Origin of the sequence: Acinetobacter sp. UNC436CL71CviS28 (assembly GCF_000620525.1) — a bacterium.
Taxonomy (GTDB): Bacteria; Pseudomonadota; Gammaproteobacteria; order Pseudomonadales; family Moraxellaceae; genus Acinetobacter; species Acinetobacter radioresistens.
The window spans coordinates 104,795-126,784 of the sequence record NZ_JIBB01000003.1 but is presented as its reverse complement, the minus strand read 5'-3'; the positions used below and the strand labels follow the sequence as shown (position 1 = coordinate 126,784).

The window sequence follows — 21,990 nt, the reverse complement described above, 5'->3', positions numbered from 1 at the left end:
AATTTAAACTATATGAAAAAATAAAATCAATTCTTTGGTTAATTAATGTTCAAAAGAATGTTGCCGAGTGAAAAATAATTTTTGTTTTAGATGAGTTTTGAGCTAAGTTTGTTGCAAAATGTTTTAAGAAGAAATCAAAAATGTCTAACCAAATGCATAGCTCTATTCCAGAAGAGGAGGGAGAGCTAAAACGGAGTTTATCGAACCGTCACCTGCAGCTGATCGCCATTGGCGGTGCTATTGGTACCGGTTTATTCATGGGATCAGGGAAAACGATCAGTTTGGCAGGACCATCCATTTTATTCATTTATATGATCATCGGGGTAATGGTCTTTTTAGTGATGCGTGCATTAGGAGAACTGCTACTTTCTAATCTGCACTATAAATCATTTATTGATTTTTCTGCTGATCTGATCGGTCCTTGGGCAGGTTATTTTGTTGGCTGGACTTACTGGCTATGCTGGATCACTATAGGGATTGCTGATTTATCCGCAATCATTTACTACCTGCAATTCTTTAATAATGGCCTACCTTTTACACCATTAGAGGGTGTATTGATCAGTATTGCGTCAATTGTCTTTATTATGGGGCTGAATCTGGTTACCGTAAAACTGTTTGGCGAGATGGAATTCTGGTTTGCCCTGATCAAGATTATTGCCATTGTAGTACTGATTGCCGTAGGCCTGTGGATGATCTTTACTGGCTTTACTTCAACAGCAGGTGAAGTAGCTTCTTTTACTAACTTGTGGTCACATGATGGTCTATTCCCCACAGGAATGAGCGGTTTCTTGGCAGGCTTCCAGATTGCAATTTTTGCCTTTGTTGGCGTGGAGCTGGTCGGTACAACAGCTGCTGAAACTAAAGACCCGGAGCGTAATTTACCTAAAGCGGTTAATTCAATTCCAATACGGATTATTATTTTCTATGTGCTGGCGCTATTGATTGTCATGTCAGTTACCCCTTGGAATAAGATTGATCCTAATATCAGCCCGTTTGTAAACCTGTTCAGTCAAGCAGGCGTAGCAGCAGCTGCAATTATTATGAACCTCGTAGTGCTGTCTTCGGTCATGTCATCAATGAACAGTGGTGTATTTTCAACCAGCCGGATGCTATTTGGCCTGTCCCGTGAAGCTCAGGCACCACGCTGGTTTGGTAAACTGACATCACGCGCTATTCCGGCAAATGCCTTGTATTTCTCAGCTGTCTGTCTGTTGTTGGGAGCTGCTCTACAGTATTTTGTTCCAAACGCAGTTCAGGCATTTACATTGGCAACAACCTTGTCAACTATTCTGTTCATCTGTGTCTGGATCATCATTATGTGGAGTTATATTAACTACCGCAAACAGCGTCCGGAATTGCATGCTAAGTCAATTTTCAAATTGCCAGGTGGAGTATTTACCTGCTGGGTGGTCATTATTTTCTTTATTGGGATGGTTTATGTATTGTCCTTGGAAGCAGATACATTCCAGGCGCTCAAGGTTAGCCCGTTGTGGCTGATTATTCTGGCCATTGGCTACTTCTTTACTAAAAGCAAGAAATCATAATTTGCAGTAACTGTTAAAAAACGTCAGTTTAGAACTGGCGTTTTTTTTCATCTCGCTTTAATCTCTATAGCCTGAAACACTATGGTCAAAATATTGATCACAGTATACTTTATGGAAATTATCGAATAGGTGGCCAGATGCGTCTTGTCGTTTGCTACATCAGTGTATTGGTTACGGCGACTCTACTTGCCGGTTGCGGTCAGTCAGGGGCTTTACAGCTACCCAATGATCCCAATTATGATAAACGTGCAAGATATCTGCTTTATCCAAATACCGCGCCCGAGCAAAGCAAGCCCAGCGATACCCATCAAGCCCAGCAATCTGACGAGCCAGTAAGCGAGACTTTTGCAGCACCTGATGCTGAACCAGCTACTCAACCTACACCATAAGCAGAACAGATAAGGATACATTCATGAGTTTTACCCGCATCAATGGGGTGTTGCATGCAGAGCAATGTTCACTGAAGCAGCTTGCACAGCAGTTTGGTACACCTTTGTATGTTTATTCAAAACAGGCTTTTGAAAAACACTATACAGATATGGACCGTGCATTTGACTTCATTGATCATCAGATCTGTTTTGCCGTGAAATCTAACTCCAATCTTGCGGTTCTGGGTGTGTTGGCCAAACTGGGCGCCGGTTTTGACATTGTCACTGGTGGTGAGCTGGCTCGTGTTCTGGCTGTTGGCGGTGATCCGGCTAAAGTAGTATTTTCAGGTCTTGGAAAAACTGAAGCAGATATTGAAAAAGCCTTAAATGTTGGAATTGCCTGTTTTAATGTTGAATCTCATGCCGAGCTTGACCGTATTCAGAAAGTTGCTGAAAAATTGGGTCAGAAGGCGCCTGTTTCCCTACGGGTAAATCCGGATGTCGATGCAAAAACTCATCCTTATATCTCAACGGGCTTAAAAGAAAATAAGTTTGGTATACCTTCAGATAGCGTATTTGAAACCTATCAGTATGCAGCTTCACTGCCTAATTTGAATATCGTGGGGATTGACTGTCATATTGGCTCACAGCTGACTGAAACCAAACCGTTTGTAGACGCCTTGGAGCGCGTCATGTTGATGATTGAACAGCTTAATGGGTTGGGGATACAGCTCAAGCACATCGATATTGGAGGTGGATTGGGCGTAACTTATAAAGATGAAGTGCCACCGACTGTACAGGAATATGCAAATGCCCTGAAACCGGCTTTGCAAAAGCTAGGGCTGAAAGTTTATATGGAGCCGGGCCGCAGTATTTCAGCCAATGCAGGTATACTGCTTACCAGAGTAGATCTACTCAAGCCAACCAATTACCGTAATTTTGCTATCATTGATGCTGCAATGAATGATTTGATTCGACCTGCACTCTATGAAGCATGGATGGATATACAACCAGTAGAACCACATCAGGATATTCAGGAAAAAGAATGGGATATCGTGGGTGCTATTTGTGAAACAGGCGATTTTCTAGGGAAAGAGCGTAAACTGGCGCTGGCAGAGAATGACCTTCTGGCCGTTCTGGGTGCTGGCGCTTACGGCTTTGTGATGAGTTCTAATTACAATACACGAGCACGGGCAGCAGAAGTTATGGTAAATAATCATCAGGCATATCTGGTGCGTGAACGTGAGACTATTGAGTCGCTGTGGGAACGTGAACATCTGTTACCAGAAGTGTGAGTAAAAAACATGCTGGAATTTACTAAAATGCATGGGCTGGGTAATGATTTTATGGTCGTGGACCTGATTACCCAGCGTGCCTATTTCGATACGCTTACTATTCAGCGCCTGGCAGATCGTCACTTTGGTATCGGTTTTGACCAGCTCCTGATTGTTGAGCCACCAGACATACCTACTGCTGATTTTAAATACCGTATTTTTAATGCAGATGGGTCAGAAGTAGAGCAGTGTGGTAATGGAGTGCGCTGCTTTGCACGTTTTGTGCATGAGCGCCAGTTAACCACGAAAACCAAAATTAAAGTACAGACCAAATCCGGTATTGTCGAGCCGGAACTGGGGCCAAACGGCTGGGTTCGGGTTAATATGGGCTATCCGAAATTTGCTCCAGAGCTCATTCCGTTTGTAACAGAAGAAACTGATCCTTTATATGCACTAGAGCTGAACAACAACCAACTGCTTAAAATTGATGTGGTGAATATGGGGAATCCCCATGCAGTAACTATTGTGCCAGATGTACTGACTGCTGAGGTCGCAGCTATTGGTCCACAAGTAGAATCACATGTACGCTTCCCTGAACGTGTGAATGTCGGCTTCATGCAGATCCTGAATGAAAAACAGGTGCGCTTACGTGTTTTTGAACGTGGCTCTGGAGAAACACTGGCCTGTGGTACAGGTGCTTGTGCTGCTGCGGTAAGTGGCATGCGCCGTGGTCTGCTTGCCCCAGAAGTGGAAGTCGAGCTGGCAGGCGGTAAGTTACAGATTGGCTGGCGTGAGGGTGATGTGGTATGGATGACAGGTCCTACAGCAAATGTTTATGAAGGCCGTTTGGATTTGCGTTATTTTCAAAGTAATTAAAACCGAATTAAATAGTATTAAAAGTTCTATTCAATCCCAGAGAGGGCAGGATGCAGCCTGAGGCATTACACTTGCTTTCTATGTGGCTCAAAGAGCGGGAGATCCAGAATCAATCTGCCCATACTTTAAGTGCCTATGCACGTGATGTAAAAGATTTTCTGGATTTCTGTGCTGTTAAGAAGTTACCGCTGAACAGTATTGAAGCTTCAGATTTGCGTGAATACTTGGCTTTAAAGGTAGAACGAGAGCAGTTAAGCTCCAGCAGCCTGCAACGCCATTTATCTGCCATACGGCAGTTCATGAAATGGGCTGAGCAGGGTCAATATCTTGGTTTTAATCCTGCAGATGACTTTCAGCTTAAACGGCAGCCACGGCCATTGCCCGGCATGGTAGATATTGAAACGGTGCAGCAGATTCTGGACCAGCCGGCGCCTGAAAAACTTCAGGACCGGCATTTATGGCTGCGTGACAAAGCCATGCTGGAGCTACTTTACTCTAGCGGATTACGCCTAACAGAATTACAAAGTCTGTGTATGAAAGATATCGATTTTAATCGACGACTATTGCGTATTACAGGTAAAGGTAACAAGACCCGAATTGTACCATTTGGTACTCAAGCTTATGAGAGTCTGCTGAAGTGGCTCGAAGTCTATCGGCTCTGGCAAGGCCAATTTAATGCAGATTCGGCAGTTTTTATCAGTCAAAAAGGCGGCCAGCTGGGACCCCGGCAAATTGAGAACCGGGTCAAGTTACAAGCACTGCGGGCTGGAGTAAATATTGATCTGCATCCACATTTACTCCGGCATTGTTTTGCAAGTCATATGCTCTCTAATAGTGGTGACCTTCGAGCAGTTCAGGAAATGTTGGGCCATAGTAATTTGAGTACCACCCAGATTTATACCCATATTGACTTTGACCATCTGGCTAAAATTTATGATCAGGCCCATCCCAGAGCTGTTAAAATTAAATAAATAGTTTCTAAAAAGAATAACTAAAATCCATCTGACCTAAAACTAGAACTATTGTAGAATAATCAAAACTTAATTTTTCAAGTATAAAAACAGCTTAATTTTATAGTGATCGAGATAGGAAAATGAACCGGTTTCTCTTCTCATCACTGGAATATTTTAATAGAAATGGGGACCTAAAATGATAGTCAATATTCAACAGAAATATGATGAGCTAAGTTCGGCACAGAAAGATATATTTGCTGGGTATGGCTTACGTCAGGTCAAACATTTTGTAGAAATCAGTTTACCTACTATTGAAGCGGCGCTGCCTGCTCATACCCTGGTTCAGGGAATCAATGTCGAGGGTAAAATTCAGGCTATGCATTCTGATACCTTGCAAACTTATCTCTGGATTTCAGATCAAAAGTGGCAAGAAACTGCTCATGCTCTAATGCCTATAGACTTAAAAGAAGACTTTATAGAAGTATGGAGAATATTTGGGCTGTCTCAATATGAATTGATTGCTTTGAGTCATGTACATCGCGATTTTTTAGAAAATTATATTACTTGAAATTATAGACATTGGATTTGAACAGTAAGCTATAAGGAAAAAAGTAGTTAAGCTTATTAATGAAACTTCCAACTGAGCATCGGGCAAGGATGCTACTTAAGGATACCCCTATACAAAACATGCCCCATATTTTGACTAAAATAATTATTTAAAAGAGCAGTTTCTGATTGTCTCTTAAGAGAAAGAGTGGCTGATTTATATACTCACAAAACAGAATTCCTTCAATAATGTAAGAGGAAAATATTGCTTCAAGGAACAGTCATTAGATGAAGCAAAATAAATACTGCCATATGCCATCATTCAGGAATCTAAGTCGAGCTAAAATCAAAGGTCATCAAGAGGCAACTGAAAACTTTGTTTAATAATTTGACTAGGTAAATCTGTTTTTACGCTTGTAATACCATTCTTTTTAGTCAGATGTGTAGATTGAAATTTTCGGTAACTCTCCAGATCAGGTACTACAACTTTAAGCATTGCATCACATTCACCCAAAATAATATAGCACTCCATTACTTGGGGCAGTTCTTTCATTGCACAAATAAAAGTATCGATAGTTTCAGCATCCTGCCCAACCAGCCAGATTCGTGAAAATAAAATCAGTTGAAAACCGATTTTCTGCATATCTACGACAGTAGTGTAATGCTGAATAATGCCAGCTTCTTCAAGCAGTTTGACTCGTCGTAAACACGAAGAGGGGGATAGTCCAATGACTGTGGCCAGATCATTATTTTGGATACGGGCATTCTTTTGTAATGCCTGAATGATATTTCTGTCGATGCGATCTAGCTTTATTCGAATTAATTTAGAATCTTGTTTCATAAATTAGAATTTTATTCGAAAATTAATTCTTATTATAAAATATTTGAAATCCTATTTTACAGCTTTTTGTAGATACTTATTTTCCTGATTCAGGACATTCAACAGGAAAAAGAAAATGTCTGTATTTGTACTCTTTGCATTGACTGTGCTTCCCCTGATTTTCACACCTGGACCAGATATGCTGTTTATCTTGTCACAAGTCATGGGTAAAGATGCAAAAGCAGGCATGATGGCAACTTTTGGTATATGTTTTGGCTATCTGATTCATTCAGTTCTGGTTGCTTTAGGAATCGCAGCAATTATTGTATCTTCACCCTTGCTGTTTGATACGATCCGCTATATAGGAATTGCCTATCTGTTGTATCTGGCTTTTAATTTGCTGAAGTCTGTGTTTAATCAGAAAAAAGTGACAGTTGAAGAGATACCTCATACAAATTCGGTCAGGAAGGGGTTCTTTACGGCTTTACTGAACCCAAAAGGAATGCTGATCTATTTTGCTATTCTTCCCCAGTTCATTGATAAAACACAAAATACAGTAAGTCAGGGCTTAATTTTATCCTTTATCTTTATTGGGCTCATTTTTATTGTATATTGCAGTTTAAGTATGGTCTTTGCCAAAATTACACAAAAAACTTCCATTGATGCAAAAAAACAGAAATGGATTGATGGAACCTCGGGTGGATTGCTTGCAATGGCGGCCACTTGGCTTCTAGTGAACTGATGAATATAAAAAGCATGCTATCTAGGCATGCTTTTTAGATTTAAAGTACATTAGAAAATTTGATTGTGTTAAAGCGTTTTAAGGCCAGAATGCTGGTTTCTTGTAAGCTAAAAGCTGAATAAGCTGTTCTGGTTGTGTCTTAAATGACATTTTTGATCTGTACAGTCATACTTTAAAACTTAAGCTACCAGCCTTTAAATCACTTCAGTACCGGTTCAGGTTTTCTGACTTTAATACCCGAATTTGAATCATAAAATTTTAATAAAAATAAATATATAAATATCAGTTAACTAGTAGAGTAATTACCCTAAGATCCCTGTTACATTTTTTTATGAACTCTGCATTTCACGGTTTTTACGCTTTTTTACGTCTCCAAAGGTAATTGTGACTTGACCCAAATGCCATACCCATTGCAAGATAAGGCACCTAAAAAATTTTAATTGAAGAGTTATCATAGCTTTTCTCAACATTTACTTTTGCTAAAACAGCCGAGGATTACATGAAGGCTCTTGTTGCTGTAAAACGTGTGGTTGATGCCAACGTTAAAGTTCGCGTTAAGCCGGACCATAGTGGGGTAGACCTTACTAACGTTAAAATGTCAATTAACCCATTTTGTGAAATCGCAGTGGAAGAAGCGGTTCGCTTAAAAGAAAAAGGAACAGTATCAGAAATCGTAGTGGTTTCTATTGGTCCTAAAGAAGCACAGGAACAAATTCGTTCTGCTATGGCTCTAGGCGCTGATCGCGGAATTTTAGTAGAAACTGCGACTGATGAAATTGGGGCACTCGAAGTTGCCAAAATTTTAAAAGGGATCGTGGAGCAGGAACAACCAGAAATTATCCTTTTGGGTAAACAGGCTATTGATGACGACAGTAATCAGGTCGGTCAGATGCTGGGTGCACTGCTTGGTGCGGGCCAAGGTACCTTTGCTTCAGAAGTTAAAGTTGAAGGTGGCAAGGTTCAGGTAACCCGTGAAATTGATGGCGGTCTGCAAACTGTTGAGCTATCACTTCCTGCAATTATTACCACTGACTTGCGTTTGAATGAACCTCGTTATGCGGCTCTGCCAAACATTATGAAAGCACGTAAAAAACCGCTTGAAACCAAGTCTCCAGCAGATTATGGCGTAACAGCAGCTTCTAAGCTGAAAACTGTTAAGGTTGAATCTCCGGCTGAACGTCAGGCAGGGGTGCAAGTGAAGTCTGTTGATGAACTGATCAACAAACTTAAAAATGAAGCGAAAGTGATCTAATACAGAAGGATAAAAATCATGAGTATTTTAGTTATCGCTGAGCACGACAATAACACCCTGAATGCTGCGACTCTAAATGTTGTTGCTGCGGCTCAAGAAATCGGTGGTGATATCACTGTATTGGTTGCAGGTTCTGGTGCTCAGGCAGTTGCTGATGCTGCTGCTAAAGTTGCTGGTGTAAGTAAAGTCTTACTTGCTGATAATGTAGCTTATGCCAACCAGCTGGCTGAAAATGTTGCTGCTTTAATTGCAGAAATTGGCAAGAACTATTCGCATATTCTTGCTGCTGCTACAACTTCCGGTAAAAATATTTTACCACGTGCGGCAGCTCTGCTTGATGTCAGCATGGTAACTGATATCGTGGCTGTGGTAGGTCCTAAAACCTTCCGTCGCCCGATTTATGCAGGAAACGCGATCGCGACTGTTGAATCTTCAGAAGATGTTATTGTAGGTACAGTTCGTGGTACAGCATTTGATGCAGTAGCTGCTGAAGGCGGTTCTGCAACAGTTGAAACGATTGGTGAAGTGAAAGATGCTGGTGTTTCGTCATTCGTAAATGAAGAGATCGTCAAATCTGAACGTCCTGAACTGGCTGGTGCACGTATTGTGGTATCCGGTGGTCGTGGTGTAGGTTCAGGCGAGAACTATCATAAAATCCTTGATCCGCTCGCTGACAAGCTTGGTGCTGCACAAGGTGCTTCACGTGCCGCAGTTGATGCTGGCTTTGTACCAAATGATATGCAGGTGGGTCAAACTGGCAAGATCGTTGCACCTGAGCTTTATATCGCTGTAGGTATCTCTGGAGCGATTCAGCATTTGGCTGGTATGAAAGATTCTAAAGTGATCGTAGCGATCAATAAAGATGAAGAAGCTCCAATCAATGCTATTGCTGACTACTGGCTGGTAGGTGACTTGAACCAGGTCATTCCTGAGTTGGTTTCTAAGCTTTAAGCATTTATATATCAAAAAACGTCCGTTTTCGGGCGTTTTTTATTTTTAAGTCAGGGCACTCTAAATTAAATACAAGAATTGCTAAGCCTAATAAAAAAATGAAAAATAAAGTAAATTTAACTTGGAAATTTTGAGCCAACTATAAAAAATAAAATAGCGTCAAGCCATCTTGCAAAACGCTCCTTATTTGAACAGTAAATAGCTGAAATAACTCAATAGAACTCGATGTTCAAACAAACAAAACCAAGCAGTTTTATGCTATACTCATTCGCTAATTTTTAATTTTGGCCTGAAGTTTTTTTAGGCTAATTTTTCGCAAGATTAATATATAAATATCTGTGGTTTTTAGGCCGCCGGTATGAAGAGGAGTATGCATGAGCGTATCGGAAATCCGCCCGATTGCCATTGAGGATGAACTCAAGCACTCGTATCTAGATTATGCAATGAGCGTGATTGTATCGCGTGCCTTGCCAGATGTGAGAGATGGTCTGAAACCTGTTCATCGTCGTGTGCTATATGCTATGCACGAGCTGGGTAACGACTACAATAAAGCTTATAAAAAGTCTGCCCGTGTGGTCGGTGATGTTATCGGTAAATATCACCCGCATGGTGATTCTGCCGTTTATGAAACTATCGTACGTATGGCGCAGGATTTCAGTCTGCGCTATCAACTGGTTGATGGCCAGGGTAACTTCGGTTCTGTCGATGGCGATAGTGCCGCCGCAATGCGTTATACCGAAGTACGTATGCGCAAACTCACCCATGAGATTCTGGCTGATCTTGAAAAAGATACCGTTGACTGGGAAGACAACTACGATGGTTCTGAGCGTATTCCTCAGGTCATGCCAACCCGTATTCCTAACCTGTTGATTAATGGTGCAGCCGGTATTGCAGTCGGTATGGCGACCAATATGGCGCCACACAACATGACTGAGGTGGTAAATGCCTGTCTGGCCTATGCAGACAATACCAATATCAGTGTTGAAGGGTTAATGGAGTATATCTCTGGTCCAGACTTCCCTACAGGTGGCATTATCTATGGTAAGTCAGGTATTGTAGACGCTTACCGTACAGGTAAGGGGCGCTTGCATATACGTGGTAAATATCATTTTGAAGAAGATGAAAAAACTGGCCGTACCACCATTGTATTTACCGAGATTCCTTATCAGGTTAACAAGGCAAGAGTAATCGAACGTATTGCTGAGCTGGTTAAAGAGAAAAAGCTGGAAGGTATTTCTGAGCTGCGTGATGAATCCGATAAAGACGGTATGCGTATCGCGATTGATTTAAAACGTGGCGAAAATGCTGAAGTTGTCGTAAATAACCTGTTTTTAAATACTCAGCTCGAAAATTCTTTTAGCATTAACATGGTTTGTCTGGACAATGGCCAGCCAAAACTGATGAACCTGAAAGATATTATTGCAGCGTTTATTCGCCACCGTCAGGAAGTGGTCACGCGTCGTACCATGTATGAGCTACGTAAGGCACGTGAACGTGGTCACATCTTGGAAGGCCTGACTGTCGCATTGGCGAATATCGACGATATTATCGATGCGATTAAAACTTCTGCGAATCCGGCAGAAGCACGTGAGCGTTTGCTTGCCGCAGATTGGGCCGCAGGTGGGGTTGGAGCAATGCTTGAAAGAGCAGGTTCGGTTTCAATTCGTCCAGATGAAATTGAAGGTGAAGATCCGAGTCGTCCATTCGGGCTAGATCGCGACATTTATCGCCTGTCTCCAACACAGGTTGCAGCTATTCTTGAACTTCGCCTGAACCGTTTAACCGGTTTGGAACAAGATAAATTACATGCTGAATATTCAGAAATTCTGGGGCAGATTACTGAACTGACCGCGATTCTAAATGATTTCAACCTGTTAATGGCTGTAATTAAAGAAGAGCTGGCTTTAGTATTGCAACAGTATGGTGACGCACGGCGCACAGAAATTGTAGAATCACGGGTCGATTTTTCACGTGAAGACCTGATACCTGAGGAACAGGTTGTATTGACGGTCTCCCAGTCTGGCTATGCCAAGACTCAGCCATTGTCTGATTATGCAGCTCAGCGTCGTGGTGGACGGGGTAAGTCAGCTACCTCAATGAAAGAAGATGATTTCATTCAGCATCTGATTGTGACTTCAAATCATGCCACCGTACTGTGCTTTACCAATGTTGGTAAGGTTTATCGTCTGAGAGTTTTTGAAGTACCGCAGGCATCACGTGGTTCGCGTGGTCGTCCAATGATTAACTTGTTGCCGCTCGATGCAAATGAGACCATTACTGCCATTTTACCTGTCATTGATGCGCCGAAGAAATTTACTGAACGCTTGGCAGCCTTTAAAAACTTTGTAAAAACGAATACTGTAAAACTTCAGGATAATCCGGTCATTTCCGTGCATTTGCCAGAACTTGAGACAGCATTGGCAACGCTTGATGATAATGCTGACGAGCTCTCAGCTGAACTGCGTACCCAGCTAAAACAGTTATGTGTAGAGCTGGCTGTAACAGATTTGGATGATGAGATCATTATCGAGTTTGCCCAGCAGGCCGAAAGTGTCCGTAAAAACTATTATGTATTTATGGCCACAGCTTCCGGTACAGTAAAACGTGTTGAGCTTGAGCAGTTCAGTAATGTGCGCTCGAATGGTTTACGAGCAATTGAACTCAATGAAGAAGATACCCTGATTGGTGTGACTATTACTGATGGTGAACAGCAAATTATGCTGTTCTCTAACGAAGGTAAGGCTATCCGTTTTGCAGAAACTGATGTACGTGCCATGGGCCGTTCAGCTAAAGGTGTGCGTGGCATGCGTGTCGCACTGGCTGCCCAGGCAGAGGATACGGAAGATACTGATACTGACTCGGAAGATGAAGACTCTTCAGATTCAAATGTAGTCAGCCGTATAGTTTCACTGGTGGTTGTACCAGAAACTGGAGAAGTACTGTGCGCATCTGCAAATGGTTATGGCAAACGTACCCCTGTAGATGATTTCCCAACCAAAAAACGTGGCGGTAAAGGGGTTATTGCAATTAAGACCTCTGAACGTAATGGTGAACTGGTGGGTGCGGTTGCAATTGACGAAACCAAAGAGCTGATGCTGATTTCTGATGGGGGGACGCTGGTCCGTACGCGTGCAGCAGAAGTAGCCCAAACTGGGCGTAATGCTCAGGGCGTGCGTCTGATTCGTCTAGGCGAAGGAGAAACACTGGTTGGTGTGGTTTCTATTGAAGCCGTTGAAGAAGATGAAGTAGAAGCTTTCGAAACAGTTGAAAGTACTGAGCAACTGGAAGTTGAGAAAACTGAAACAGAACATCAGGAACCTCAAGAAGATTAAAGCCTGATAGTTAAAAAGGACGCTTCGGCGTCCTTTTTATTAGGTGATTATTTATAACTTAAACGATAATTTCCCCAAACCAGACAGACGGCTGCAAAGGCAGCCAGATAAATCATTTTGGGAAGCACCAAGCTGGTCGGCACACCCATCTGGTTAAGCTGAATAAACATCTGAATGCCTTGTGTAGAGGGTAAAGCGACTCCTAGCCATTGCATCCATTCCGGCATAGCCGCGTGCGGCCATGCGGTACCAGAGAGTAAAAATAATGGGATTGAAGTGAAAACAATAATATGGCCAGCACGTTCTGGCATGTCTAAATAAGAAGCCACCAATATAGCTAGGCCAATAACACTACTAATAAAAATAGGAACGCCGAGCAGCATTCCCCAAAAATTACCACCACGCGGATAGTCATAAAACCAGAATGTAAAACCGAACAGATATAAACAGCCTAGACAACCAATCGTTAAAATGGCAAAAAATAGACCAGATACTTCGGATTTTACTGGGCGCCACAGTTTTTCTCGATAGCCTGCAATTAACATGCTTAAACCCAGAACAATAGTTTGATGGATAATTAATGGCGCAATCGCTGGAAAAATATAGCTTCCATAGCCAGAGAGAGTGTTAAATAAAGGAATCTGATGTATAGGTACAGCAGGAGAAAAATGTGCAATTTCACCAAATTTTTCAGCCTGTTGAGCAATAGCATTTTCGACAGAAGTTGCAAGGCCTAAACCAATCTGCTTGGTTTTTAGAAAATAAGCTGCACTTAAATATAGTCCGATACCTCCTACCTCGCCGCGGCGTATACTATTGGAGAGCTGATCCGGCAGCAATAATATTCCATCTGCCTGCTGTTTCTGGATCATTAATTTCGCTTCAGCGAAATTTCCGGTTATTGCCTGGATTTTGACGTTTGGACTTTTTGCAACTTCAGTAATAATACTGGAAGTAACCAGACTTTGTTCTTCATCTACGATAACAATGGGTAAAGCTTCTGCTGTCTGAGCTTTATAAGCAGTCGGATAGAAAAAACTATAGAAAAACACAGAAAGAATGAGGGTAGTTAAAATTGAGCTATTACTGGCAATATCCTTAAATGTTTTTAAATAAAAATACAGGAACTGCTTCATAGGGCCGCTCCTTTTAAATATTTTTTCAAAAGCAGATAGCTGATTACTGCATAGAAGGCACAATAGACCGCAAGTATCAGTGCAGGAAGCCATGACACAGTAAGCGGGCTACCGACTACCCATTGTTCTGTCTGTAGTTTGGCATAAGGGGTATAAGGAATAATATTTGCCCAGAATTTTGTAAAAAGTGGGGCATTATTTAAAGGCAAGGTAACGCCAGCAAAGCTTAAGGAAGACCCGCCATAAACTGCAATAAAACCAAATGACTTTGCTAGATTTTGCGTAGCAAGTACCACAGTACTGCTAATCAAAGCGTAAGCACTATATAACAGGATTTGGCCAAGTAAAATTAACCATAAATGTCCAGCTATAAACCAGCCACGGATACCAGCAAGCCAAAACATCCACAACCAAGTCCAAGCTGTAAAAATAATTACATAGGTTATGTTTTTAGAAATAAGTGCACTAAAAATCGTTTGATGATGTACCCAGCTTTTAACACTCCGGTTTTTGAGTTCTTGGCCGACTGCAAATGCAACACAGCAACACAGCAACAAGTGTAAAATGGCCGGCACCATAAAAGGTTCCAGATAAAATTCGTAGCTCAGTCCCGGATTATATAAAGGTGAAATCTTTACATGGGGAGTAGGAGCCTCAAGATAGGGCAGTTGATTGGCCAGATAGCTTCTGCCCATAAAATCTGCGATTGCTTCTAATGTACCAATCAGCATGGCAGAAGAAATAGTATTTCCAATACTGAAATAACTCTGGTTGAATGCTATTGCAATCCCGCTATCCTGTGCCTGAACCAGGCGCTGCTCTGCGCCTTCCGGAATAATCACATATCCCCAAATTTTTGTCTGGTTCAGCAGGCGTTCAACTTCATCTTGATTAGGTGAAATAATTGCAATTTCTAGCACACTATTATGAGACAGATATTTATCAATATTTTGGCTGAGCTGGCTCTGATCCTGATCAATAATTGCAATAGGCAAATGCTCAGGCTTACCCTGATAGAACATGCTGCTGAATAAAATGATAATAAATAGTGGCGCCACTGTGACCAGACATAAATCCCAGCGGTGAGTGAGTAGATATTTCAGTTCACGACAGATTCCATACAACACTAGTGGTCCTCTTTAATCTTAAAAAGAACACTCATGCCAACTTTTAAATCAGGAATCTGCTGGGCAGGTGTCAGGTGTACTTTAAAACTGCGAATATCATAACCACCAGTTTGCCGGGTAGTTTTAATAGTGGCAAACTCACCTTCTGCATCAATATTCTCAATATTGAAAGTTGCCCGCCGGTTAAGTGCCGGAATAAAACCTTCCAGTTTTTGGGCTTTATAAATCTGTGTATACTGATCTTCACGGATGTTCAGGCTTACCCATAAACTGTCATCCTGAATCAGGCTGACTACAGGCACGCCAATCGCAACGAGTTCACTTGGCTTACCATAAGTTTTAGACACTGTACCACTAACAGGTGCGTATAATTTGGTCTCTGCCTCTAAAGCTTCTGCTTCACTTACCGCTGCTTTGGCTATATCGACCTGTGCATCTGCTGAAGAGCGCTGCTGTTCAGTACTGCCGCGTTTGGCACGCGCATATTGCTGATAGGCTGCTTCAGTCAGCTCCTGTGCAGAAACTTGAGCAGCATACAACTCGTCACGACGCTGCCTTGAAATTACTCCTTCCTTATACAGGTTTTCACCACGCTTATAAGTCGTTCGAGCCAGCTGCTCCTGAGCTTTAACACTTTGCCAGTTAGCATATAAGGTTGCGATATTTTCTTCTTGAGAGCCACGTTCAGCAGTTGACTGTAAAGCAAGAGCAGACTGCAGTGCTGCTAAGGCCTGCTGCTTTTTTGCGTCTACTTCGGGACTAAACAGACGAACCAGTGGCTGGTTTTTATTTACTTTCTGGCCCTCCCGTACATAAATTTCTTCAATACGGCTAGGGACCTTGGTGCTGACATAGATTGTTTCTGCTTCAACCCGGCCTTGAATTTCAATATCCTGTGGCTGATAACTTTTCCATAATCCAAATGCAATGGTAGCCAGTAAAATAATAACCAATATAATAATTGCAAGTTTAAGCCAGGCTCTTTTATGCTGAGGCTGCCGTTGTCTTGTTGCAAGCTTCTGTTCGGTATCAGCAGAATCTGGCTCAGTTTGACTCGGCTCGGCTGGCTCATGAATATTATCTTGAGAAGATGCAGTATTTTGTGCAGGTAGTTTTTTTTCTTCATTCATACTCATATCCTGTCGACCTTAGCGAATATAGACTGTATCAGGTTGATGAATATAGCTTTTAAACTGTTCAATTGAGCCATGACCCTGTAACAGACTTGCCAGTGAAATAATATATTTATAAGCATTTAAAGCCATTTCACCTTTTAAAATATTTAAACTGTTTTGGGCATCAATGACTTGGGTGGCTGTTCCCATATCTTCTTTAAATGATAATTCCTGTATACGAAGATTTTCTTGAGCAGCACGCATGTTTTGCTGTAACAGTCGATGACTGTTTTGCGCAGAGGTTAATTCACTATAAGATTTGAACAGAATATTCTCGATTTCCTGTTTGGTGCGTTCGGTAGCAAGACCAGCGGCGTAACGTTGTAGTTCCGCTGCTTGCACTTTTTTCTGTTTATCTATACCCGAAAACAGATTATAACGGGCAGCCATACCTATGATCCAATTTTGCTGTTCGTCTAAACTGTATTCACCAAAAGCAAAGATACTGGGTTTTTTTGCAGCATTTTGAGCACGCACATTTTCTTCAGCTAATAGTGTATCAGTCTGCATTTTGCGAATGAGAGTGGATTGTTCAGGATAAGTCGCCATAAGTTGAGCCAGAACCGGTGACTGCTGTGAATTTATAAACAAAGGCGTATTAAGACTGTCTACAGTTTGCTGCTTAAGTAAATTCTGTAATTGAAAACGGCTGGCCTCAAGATTGGCTTGACTATTTTGCAGGGCACGTTCGGCATTATTGCGGGCAACTTCAAATTGCATGCGCTGCCCTTTACTGATAAACCCGGCACGTTCCAGCTTGAGGGCATTATTATAATGATTTTGCATTGCATCACGATTAGTACGGCTAATGCTATTCAATTCTTGCTGTAACTGAGTATTAAAATATGCCTGAATGATTTCAAAGCGTTGTATATCTTGTTGTTGCCGGCTATCAAGCTGACTACGCTGTGCCTGAATATTAGCAATTTGTTTGGCGCTTTGGGTAAGACCGCCCGTATATAAAGGCATCATCAATGATATAGTTGGGCGTACCACTTCATCTTCAAGCACAACATTTGCGGTATCCGGTATAAGGCCAATGCCCCCATGAATAACTTGTCCTATACCGTTACGCAATGGGTCAGTAATATCTGTAGGTAAACCATTTTCTCCTTGCCATTGGTCGATACGCTCATTCACACCCTGTGAAAGAGTTTGTTCAAGGTTATTTTTTACAGATTTGAGGGGAAGATCAATTTCATTATGAAAGGTATAGGCCCGTACATTTAAATCAATGCGGGGTAAGCCTAAACCTTTAGTGGCTTCAGCTTCTAACTGTGAAGCCTGCTGCAAAGCCATGCTTGCCTGTGAACTATAAGAGTTTTGAAGGATATATTGTTCAGCTTGTTCATAACTAAACGTCTGTGCAAAGCCAGTTCCTGTATATAATAGGAAAGTTGTAATAAAACCTATTTTATAAAAATAGTGAGGAACTAGTTTTAAATCAGAAGATCTGAATATTAATTTTCTTAAAATCTGCATATATTAAACAGCTTTTCAAAATTTCTAGGTAGTTTAATCTTTTATATCAATATTTCTATTACTACATTGTTTCTGTTGAAGTTGTCTTTTAAGACTAAAGTTTGTCTTTATCCTTTATATTATAGTTTAAAATAAAATTTAACAGGTAAATCTTATTTTAATATTATATAAAATTGCAGAGAATTGGGCTAAAAGCAAATAATCTTTTTAGTATTTAATCTACAAATGTATTGATAAATAGTTCTCTATGATTTTTTAAATAAACTTTAGAAAGGTTGAATTATTATATAAGTTCCTAATTAAACTAACATCCTATTTTTATTGAATAAACTGTTCTATCTTTAAGTAAGTATTGAAATATCGGTTCGAGAATTTACTGCATCATTTGCCAATATGTGATTAAATGCCTTGATTTTATTTTTTTAATTTCTTGAAGGGAAAAATCATGCGCGCGTATAATTTCTGTGCTGGTCCTGCTGCATTACCTACTGCTGTTTTAGAAAAAGCTCAACAGGAACTGTTGAATTGGCAGGGTAAAGGCGTTTCCATCATGGAGATGAGCCATCGAAGTAAAGATTATGTCGCTGTTGCCGAAAAGGCAGAAGCAGACCTGCGTAAACTCATGAACATTCCTCAAAACTATAAAGTTTTATTTTTACAAGGTGGTGCCTCCCTACAGTTTTCTGCTATTCCGCTAAATCTACTGGGTAAAAATAATAAGGCCGACTATATTTCTACAGGTATCTGGTCTGAAAAAGCCTATAAAGAAGCACAGCGTTATGGCGATATTAATGTAATACAAGCTGGCACAACGGTGAATGGCAAACTGGCGATTAGTGAACAGGCTCACTGGAACCTATCTAAAGATGCAGCTTATGTGCATTATGCAGATAATGAAACTATTGGTGGATTACAGTTTGCAAGTGTTCCTGAGGTAGATGCGCCACTGGTTTCTGATTTTTCTTCAAGTATTTTATCTGCGCCGCTGGACGTTTCCAAATTTGGACTGATCTATGCGGGTGCACAGAAGAATATTGGTCCTGCTGGTCTGACTCTGGTTATTATACGTGATGACCTGCTCGATCAGGCTAAACCTGAAATTCCAAGTCTTTTGAAGTATTCAGCGCAAGCTAAAGACGGCTCTATGGTAAATACACCTTCAACCTATGCCTGGTATTTATCTGGATTGGTATTTGAGTGGCTGCTGGAGCAGGGCGGTGTAGAAGCAATTCATAAAATTAATCTGGAAAAAGCTAAACTGCTGTATGGTTATATTGATGCCAGTGATTTTTATGCGAATCCAATTGCAGAAGCAAATCGTTCACTCATGAATGTTCCGTTTACTCTGGCAAATCCGGAACTGGAAAAACTTTTCTTGAAAGAAGCTGAAGAAAACCATCTATTAAATCTGGCCGGTCACCGTTCAGTAGGTGGTATGCGTGCAAGCATTTATAATGCTGTACCATTAGAGGGTGTTCAGGCACTAGTTGATTTTATGGATGACTTTGCCAAACGCAATGCTTAAACTGATACATATAATTAATAAAGAACCCTCTATAAATTAGAGGGTTTTTTATTAATGAATAAAAATTTTAGAATTGGATTATGCCCAGTTGATGAATAATAATGGCAGAAATAAACATACCGAGAAGAAAGAAACATAAGGCTCCCATATCAACTTTAATACGTAGACCGCTATGTTCAACAATTCGTGTAGTCGTCTGTTCTGGAATAATTTTCATCAAGGAACCTAAATAATGCTATTATTTTTTAAATCCTATCAATTGCTGCTAGTTTTAGCATAAATATTCGCCTGAATCCAGATATTGCCTCGAATATATTGGCCAATTTTAAAGTTTTCGTACTTTTTATTGCGAGTCGCGATCCGGATAAGAGTAGCTGGTGTGTTTTCTTCTAAAATAAGCGTTACATCATAAACAGTATAATCCTGGTCCATAAACTGCATACTGGTCTTGCCTACAATATTCCCTTGAAACCAGGCTTCATCTTCTTGACCGATTGTCTCTCCATACAGATAGGCTACCATTTTAGAAAAATCAACTGTTACAGGCGCAGTATCTTCTTCAGACTTTGGTTCCCATGCATCAATCAATTCCTGAAGATTGGCTGGGGCAACACCATTATGTTGCTGTAAAATATCATTTAATGCCCGGTGCTGACGAATCGATGCCGGGTCATCGACTACCAGTTCTTCATGAGCAGAAACAGCTTCAAGTTCATATGCCCAAGCATTAAGCTGAACCTGATAGCTTTGACCTTTTTCATAACACTGATGATTAACACTGTATAAACTGTCAAATGCATACACTACAGTATTCGGATTATTACCAAGTTGCAGACGCAGAACTGCCTGAGTACCTGATTTACAACTAATAATACGCTCTATTTTTGCATTATAGCGATAAGGACTATCAAATACAGGAAATGCAGTCTTGAGTGCTTTTGGCTTATTATTTTCTACTGCAATAATTTGTGCTAGACGAACAGGTGATTTATCCGGACCTTGAATCAGCCAGACAGAGGCATCCATTTCCTGCTCATTCTGACATAAACCCATAGGCATCATCGGTGAGTCAAGTGACATACCTAACCATTTAGGGACTTCAGTTTCAGGCTGGTCAGTTAATAAATTCCAGTGTTCAACGTGACTACCAAAATTCTGATCATTGATCAGGATAATTTCCGGGCTGTTCTGATTATTCATATGCACTATTAGGGATCGCGTGAGTATATCTATTAAATCGAGGGTAACTTGTATTTTTCAAGCCCATCATTACGCTCTTTTACTTCTAAATTCAGCATTTGGAGCAAAACTAATTTATCTGAAACTAAACTGTAAATAAAGACCAGAGATCTGGTACGTTTTAATGCCTGTTAAAGACTTGCAATCAGTAGGGTGAAGAATATGGCAATAAAGGATAATTTATAAAGATTGTTCCTAAAAAATAACTGAACTTTGTTAAACTGAGAATCTTATACTTACGGAGTTTTCAGGTGCTGCCCTTTAAATTATGGATTGATGCGGATGCTCTACCGCGTATTTTACGTGATGTGATTATGCGGGCTTCAGATCGTTACCAGCTTGAAGTAACTTTTGTGGCAAACCAGAATGTCGGGATTACTCCATCAGTACGTATTAATTCGATTCAGGTCATGGGTGGGGCTGACCAAGCCGATCAGGAAATTGTCAACCGGATGCAAAATAATGACATTGTGGTAACACAAGATATTCCATTGGCCGCACAGGTCATCGAAAAGGGGGGTATCGCTATTCACCCTCGTGGAGAGATTTTCACTACAGCTAATATTAAAGCGCGGTTGCATTTACGGGACTTTATGGATACCTTGCGCGGAGCTGGGGTTCAGACAGGTGGCCCACCACCTATTTCAGACCGAGATAAACGTGAGTTTGCCAGTAGCCTGGATCAGACCATATTAAAGCAGAAGCGTAAGACAGCCTCATGAATCAGAAGGTGCCGGTCTCTCGCGGCAATATTGTGTTTACCTACACTATTCTGGTATTCATCTGGGCTACTACTCCACTGGCAATCGTCTGGAGCGTCCATGATCTGCATGTCATGTGGGCAATGGTGATTCGTTTTTTTATAGCTTTACCACTAGCAGCTCTTTTGCTGCTCTTGCTCAGAGTAAAGCTTCCCATTCATAAAGTAGCGCTGCACAGTTATATCGCGGGTTCCTTTAGCTTGATTGGTTCGCAAATTTTTACCTATGCAGCGACAGGTTATCTCAGTTCAGGCATTATTGCATTGATGTTTGGGCTGGCACCAATTATGGCAGGTTTAATTGGCCGTTTTTTATTTAAGCAGCATTTATATAGTATGCAATGGCTGGGAATGGGGATCGCAGTAGCAGGGCTCTCGATTATTTGTCTGGGAGGAAATACAGGCCAGCAGGTTCATCCTGTAGGCATTCTCCTGATGTTGCTGAGTGTTTTTAATTATGCTTTATCTATTTTCTGGGTAAAGAAAGTAAATGCGCAGGTTGAACCAATGGCACAGGCGACTGGTTCGATTATCGTGTCCGTGCTCGGTTGTATGCTGCTGCTTCCTTTCATCTGGCAGTATGCACCGAGCCATATTCCAGATACCAAATCGTTGATGGCTTTATTCTATACGGTGATTATGGCATCTCTGGTTGCAATGTTCTGTTATTTCAAACTGGTCCAGAACATTCAGGCAACTACTCTGTCTTTAACCAACGTCATGACACCGATGCTGGCTATTCTCATTGGTTCAGTATTAAATCATGAAAAACTGACAGTCATGATTTTTGTGGGCGCTACTGTACTGTTATCAGGACTTTTTCTTTACTTTTATCGTGATATTAAGGCAAGTCGTGAACTTGCCCAGAAAATTAAAAGTAATTAGAAC

Annotated in this window: 20 protein-coding genes; 13 read left to right on the top strand and 7 right to left on the bottom strand. The window is 41.1% G+C overall.

Going from position 1 to position 21,990, the window contains the following annotated elements:
• Positions 1–140 precede the first annotated feature (140 nt).
• From N518_RS0102720 to N518_RS0102695, 6 genes are all read left to right on the top strand, one after another.
• The gene (locus N518_RS0102720; protein ID WP_005019232.1) at positions 141–1,544 is read left to right on the top strand and encodes an amino acid permease; all 1,404 of its coding nucleotides are present in this window, start codon (positions 141–143) and stop codon (positions 1,542–1,544) included.
• Between the two features lie 137 nt (positions 1,545–1,681).
• A complete protein-coding gene (lptM, locus tag N518_RS0102715; RefSeq protein WP_005027117.1) occupies positions 1,682–1,933 on the top strand; it encodes an LPS translocon maturation chaperone LptM in 252 nt (83 codons plus the stop codon).
• Positions 1,934–1,956: 23 nt separating this feature from the next.
• Positions 1,957–3,207 carry a diaminopimelate decarboxylase gene (gene lysA / locus N518_RS0102710; protein WP_026443959.1) on the top strand — a complete coding sequence of 417 codons (1,251 nt, stop codon included), beginning with the start codon at positions 1,957–1,959 and terminating at the stop codon, positions 3,205–3,207.
• Between the two features lie 9 nt (positions 3,208–3,216).
• Positions 3,217–4,062 carry a diaminopimelate epimerase gene (dapF, locus tag N518_RS0102705; RefSeq protein ID WP_026443958.1) on the top strand — a complete coding sequence of 282 codons (846 nt, stop codon included), beginning with the start codon at positions 3,217–3,219 and terminating at the stop codon, positions 4,060–4,062.
• A gap of 80 nt (positions 4,063–4,142) precedes the next feature.
• Positions 4,143–5,033, top strand: coding sequence for a site-specific tyrosine recombinase/integron integrase (xerA, locus tag N518_RS0102700; RefSeq protein ID WP_169332038.1), 891 nt, complete (start codon positions 4,143–4,145; stop codon positions 5,031–5,033).
• 178 nt (positions 5,034–5,211) lie between these two features.
• A complete protein-coding gene (locus N518_RS0102695; protein ID WP_005027111.1) occupies positions 5,212–5,583 on the top strand; it encodes a hypothetical protein in 372 nt (123 codons plus the stop codon).
• A gap of 324 nt (positions 5,584–5,907) precedes the next feature.
• On the opposite strand, the gene N518_RS0102690 is transcribed toward N518_RS0102695, so the two are convergent.
• A complete protein-coding gene (locus N518_RS0102690) occupies positions 5,908–6,402 on the bottom strand; it encodes an Lrp/AsnC family transcriptional regulator (protein WP_005019243.1) in 495 nt (164 codons plus the stop codon).
• 115 nt (positions 6,403–6,517) lie between these two features.
• On the opposite strand from N518_RS0102690, the gene N518_RS0102685 reads away from it, so the two are divergent.
• The 4 genes from N518_RS0102685 to gyrA all read left to right on the top strand — a co-directional run bounded on the left by N518_RS0102685 (position 6,518) and on the right by gyrA (position 12,658).
• Positions 6,518–7,123 (top strand): LysE family translocator, encoded by a 606-nt coding sequence (locus tag N518_RS0102685; protein WP_005027109.1) that lies wholly within the window; start codon positions 6,518–6,520, stop codon positions 7,121–7,123.
• A gap of 499 nt (positions 7,124–7,622) precedes the next feature.
• Positions 7,623–8,375: an electron transfer flavoprotein subunit beta/FixA family protein gene (locus N518_RS0102680; RefSeq protein WP_005027106.1), complete on the top strand. Its 753-nt coding sequence runs from the start codon at positions 7,623–7,625 to the stop codon at positions 8,373–8,375.
• An 18-nt stretch (positions 8,376–8,393) separates the two neighbouring features.
• Complete coding sequence (locus N518_RS0102675) at positions 8,394–9,326, top strand: FAD-binding protein (RefSeq protein ID WP_005027104.1); 933 nt, start codon at positions 8,394–8,396, stop codon at positions 9,324–9,326.
• 374 nt (positions 9,327–9,700) lie between these two features.
• Complete coding sequence (gene gyrA / locus N518_RS0102670) at positions 9,701–12,658, top strand: DNA gyrase subunit A (RefSeq protein WP_010699842.1); 2,958 nt, start codon at positions 9,701–9,703, stop codon at positions 12,656–12,658.
• A gap of 47 nt (positions 12,659–12,705) precedes the next feature.
• Here the strand turns inward: gyrA and N518_RS0102665 are convergent, their stop codons facing one another.
• The 4 genes from N518_RS0102665 to N518_RS0102650 are packed head-to-tail and all read right to left on the bottom strand — an operon-like array spanning position 12,706 to position 17,578.
• Positions 12,706–13,794: an ABC transporter permease gene (locus N518_RS0102665; protein ID WP_026443957.1), complete on the bottom strand. Its 1,089-nt coding sequence runs from the start codon at positions 13,792–13,794 to the stop codon at positions 12,706–12,708.
• A complete protein-coding gene (locus tag N518_RS0102660; RefSeq protein WP_005027099.1) occupies positions 13,791–14,921 on the bottom strand; it encodes an ABC transporter permease in 1,131 nt (376 codons plus the stop codon). Before N518_RS0102660 ends, N518_RS0102665 begins: the two co-directional genes overlap by 4 nt.
• Positions 14,921–16,051 carry an HlyD family secretion protein gene (locus N518_RS0102655; protein ID WP_005027098.1) on the bottom strand — a complete coding sequence of 377 codons (1,131 nt, stop codon included), beginning with the start codon at positions 16,049–16,051 and terminating at the stop codon, positions 14,921–14,923. The genes N518_RS0102660 and N518_RS0102655 overlap by 1 nt, the downstream gene beginning before the upstream one ends.
• 18 nt (positions 16,052–16,069) lie before the next feature.
• On the bottom strand, positions 16,070–17,578 hold the full coding sequence (locus tag N518_RS0102650) for a TolC family protein (RefSeq protein WP_005027096.1): 1,509 nt from the start codon (positions 17,576–17,578) through the stop codon (positions 16,070–16,072).
• Between the two features lie 445 nt (positions 17,579–18,023).
• Between N518_RS0102650 and serC the strand changes: the two genes are divergently transcribed.
• Complete coding sequence (gene serC / locus N518_RS0102645; protein ID WP_005027094.1) at positions 18,024–19,103, top strand: 3-phosphoserine/phosphohydroxythreonine transaminase; 1,080 nt, start codon at positions 18,024–18,026, stop codon at positions 19,101–19,103.
• A 67-nt stretch (positions 19,104–19,170) separates the two neighbouring features.
• Here serC and N518_RS17170 read toward each other — a convergent pair whose 3' ends face one another.
• The gene (locus N518_RS17170) at positions 19,171–19,320 is read right to left on the bottom strand and encodes a hypothetical protein (RefSeq protein WP_005027092.1); all 150 of its coding nucleotides are present in this window, start codon (positions 19,318–19,320) and stop codon (positions 19,171–19,173) included.
• A 38-nt stretch (positions 19,321–19,358) separates the two neighbouring features.
• Positions 19,359–20,303 carry a hypothetical protein gene (locus N518_RS0102635; protein ID WP_005027091.1) on the bottom strand — a complete coding sequence of 315 codons (945 nt, stop codon included), beginning with the start codon at positions 20,301–20,303 and terminating at the stop codon, positions 19,359–19,361.
• Positions 20,304–20,593: 290 nt separating this feature from the next.
• Between N518_RS0102635 and N518_RS0102630 the strand changes: the two genes are divergently transcribed.
• Positions 20,594–21,064 (top strand): YaiI/YqxD family protein, encoded by a 471-nt coding sequence (locus N518_RS0102630; protein ID WP_005019268.1) that lies wholly within the window; start codon positions 20,594–20,596, stop codon positions 21,062–21,064.
• Positions 21,061–21,987, top strand: a complete 927-nt coding sequence (locus N518_RS0102625) for a DMT family transporter (protein WP_005027088.1) — start codon at positions 21,061–21,063, stop codon at positions 21,985–21,987. Before N518_RS0102630 ends, N518_RS0102625 begins: the two co-directional genes overlap by 4 nt.
• The last annotated feature ends 3 nt before the right edge of the window (positions 21,988–21,990 follow it).

Excerpts from the sequence above, each read along its gene's own strand:
- N518_RS0102720 (WP_005019232.1), top strand. The coding sequence starts at position 141 with ATGTCTAACCAAATGCATAGCTCTATTCCAGAAGAGGAGGGAGAGCTA.
- lptM (WP_005027117.1), top strand. The coding sequence starts at position 1,682 with ATGCGTCTTGTCGTTTGCTACATCAGTGTATTGGTTACGGCGACTCTA.
- lysA (WP_026443959.1), top strand. The coding sequence starts at position 1,957 with ATGAGTTTTACCCGCATCAATGGGGTGTTGCATGCAGAGCAATGTTCA.
- dapF (WP_026443958.1), top strand. The coding sequence starts at position 3,217 with ATGCTGGAATTTACTAAAATGCATGGGCTGGGTAATGATTTTATGGTC.
- xerA (WP_169332038.1), top strand. The coding sequence starts at position 4,143 with ATGTGGCTCAAAGAGCGGGAGATCCAGAATCAATCTGCCCATACTTTA.
- N518_RS0102695 (WP_005027111.1), top strand. The coding sequence starts at position 5,212 with ATGATAGTCAATATTCAACAGAAATATGATGAGCTAAGTTCGGCACAG.
- N518_RS0102690 (WP_005019243.1), bottom strand. The coding sequence starts at position 6,402 with ATGAAACAAGATTCTAAATTAATTCGAATAAAGCTAGATCGCATCGAC.
- N518_RS0102685 (WP_005027109.1), top strand. The coding sequence starts at position 6,518 with ATGTCTGTATTTGTACTCTTTGCATTGACTGTGCTTCCCCTGATTTTC.
- N518_RS0102680 (WP_005027106.1), top strand. The coding sequence starts at position 7,623 with ATGAAGGCTCTTGTTGCTGTAAAACGTGTGGTTGATGCCAACGTTAAA.
- N518_RS0102675 (WP_005027104.1), top strand. The coding sequence starts at position 8,394 with ATGAGTATTTTAGTTATCGCTGAGCACGACAATAACACCCTGAATGCT.
- gyrA (WP_010699842.1), top strand. The coding sequence starts at position 9,701 with ATGAGCGTATCGGAAATCCGCCCGATTGCCATTGAGGATGAACTCAAG.
- N518_RS0102665 (WP_026443957.1), bottom strand. The coding sequence starts at position 13,794 with ATGAAGCAGTTCCTGTATTTTTATTTAAAAACATTTAAGGATATTGCC.
- N518_RS0102655 (WP_005027098.1), bottom strand. The coding sequence starts at position 16,051 with ATGAATGAAGAAAAAAAACTACCTGCACAAAATACTGCATCTTCTCAA.
- N518_RS0102650 (WP_005027096.1), bottom strand. The coding sequence starts at position 17,578 with ATGCAGATTTTAAGAAAATTAATATTCAGATCTTCTGATTTAAAACTA.
- serC (WP_005027094.1), top strand. The coding sequence starts at position 18,024 with ATGCGCGCGTATAATTTCTGTGCTGGTCCTGCTGCATTACCTACTGCT.
- N518_RS17170 (WP_005027092.1), bottom strand. The coding sequence starts at position 19,320 with ATGAAAATTATTCCAGAACAGACGACTACACGAATTGTTGAACATAGC.
- N518_RS0102635 (WP_005027091.1), bottom strand. The coding sequence starts at position 20,303 with ATGAATAATCAGAACAGCCCGGAAATTATCCTGATCAATGATCAGAAT.
- N518_RS0102625 (WP_005027088.1), top strand. The coding sequence starts at position 21,061 with ATGAATCAGAAGGTGCCGGTCTCTCGCGGCAATATTGTGTTTACCTAC.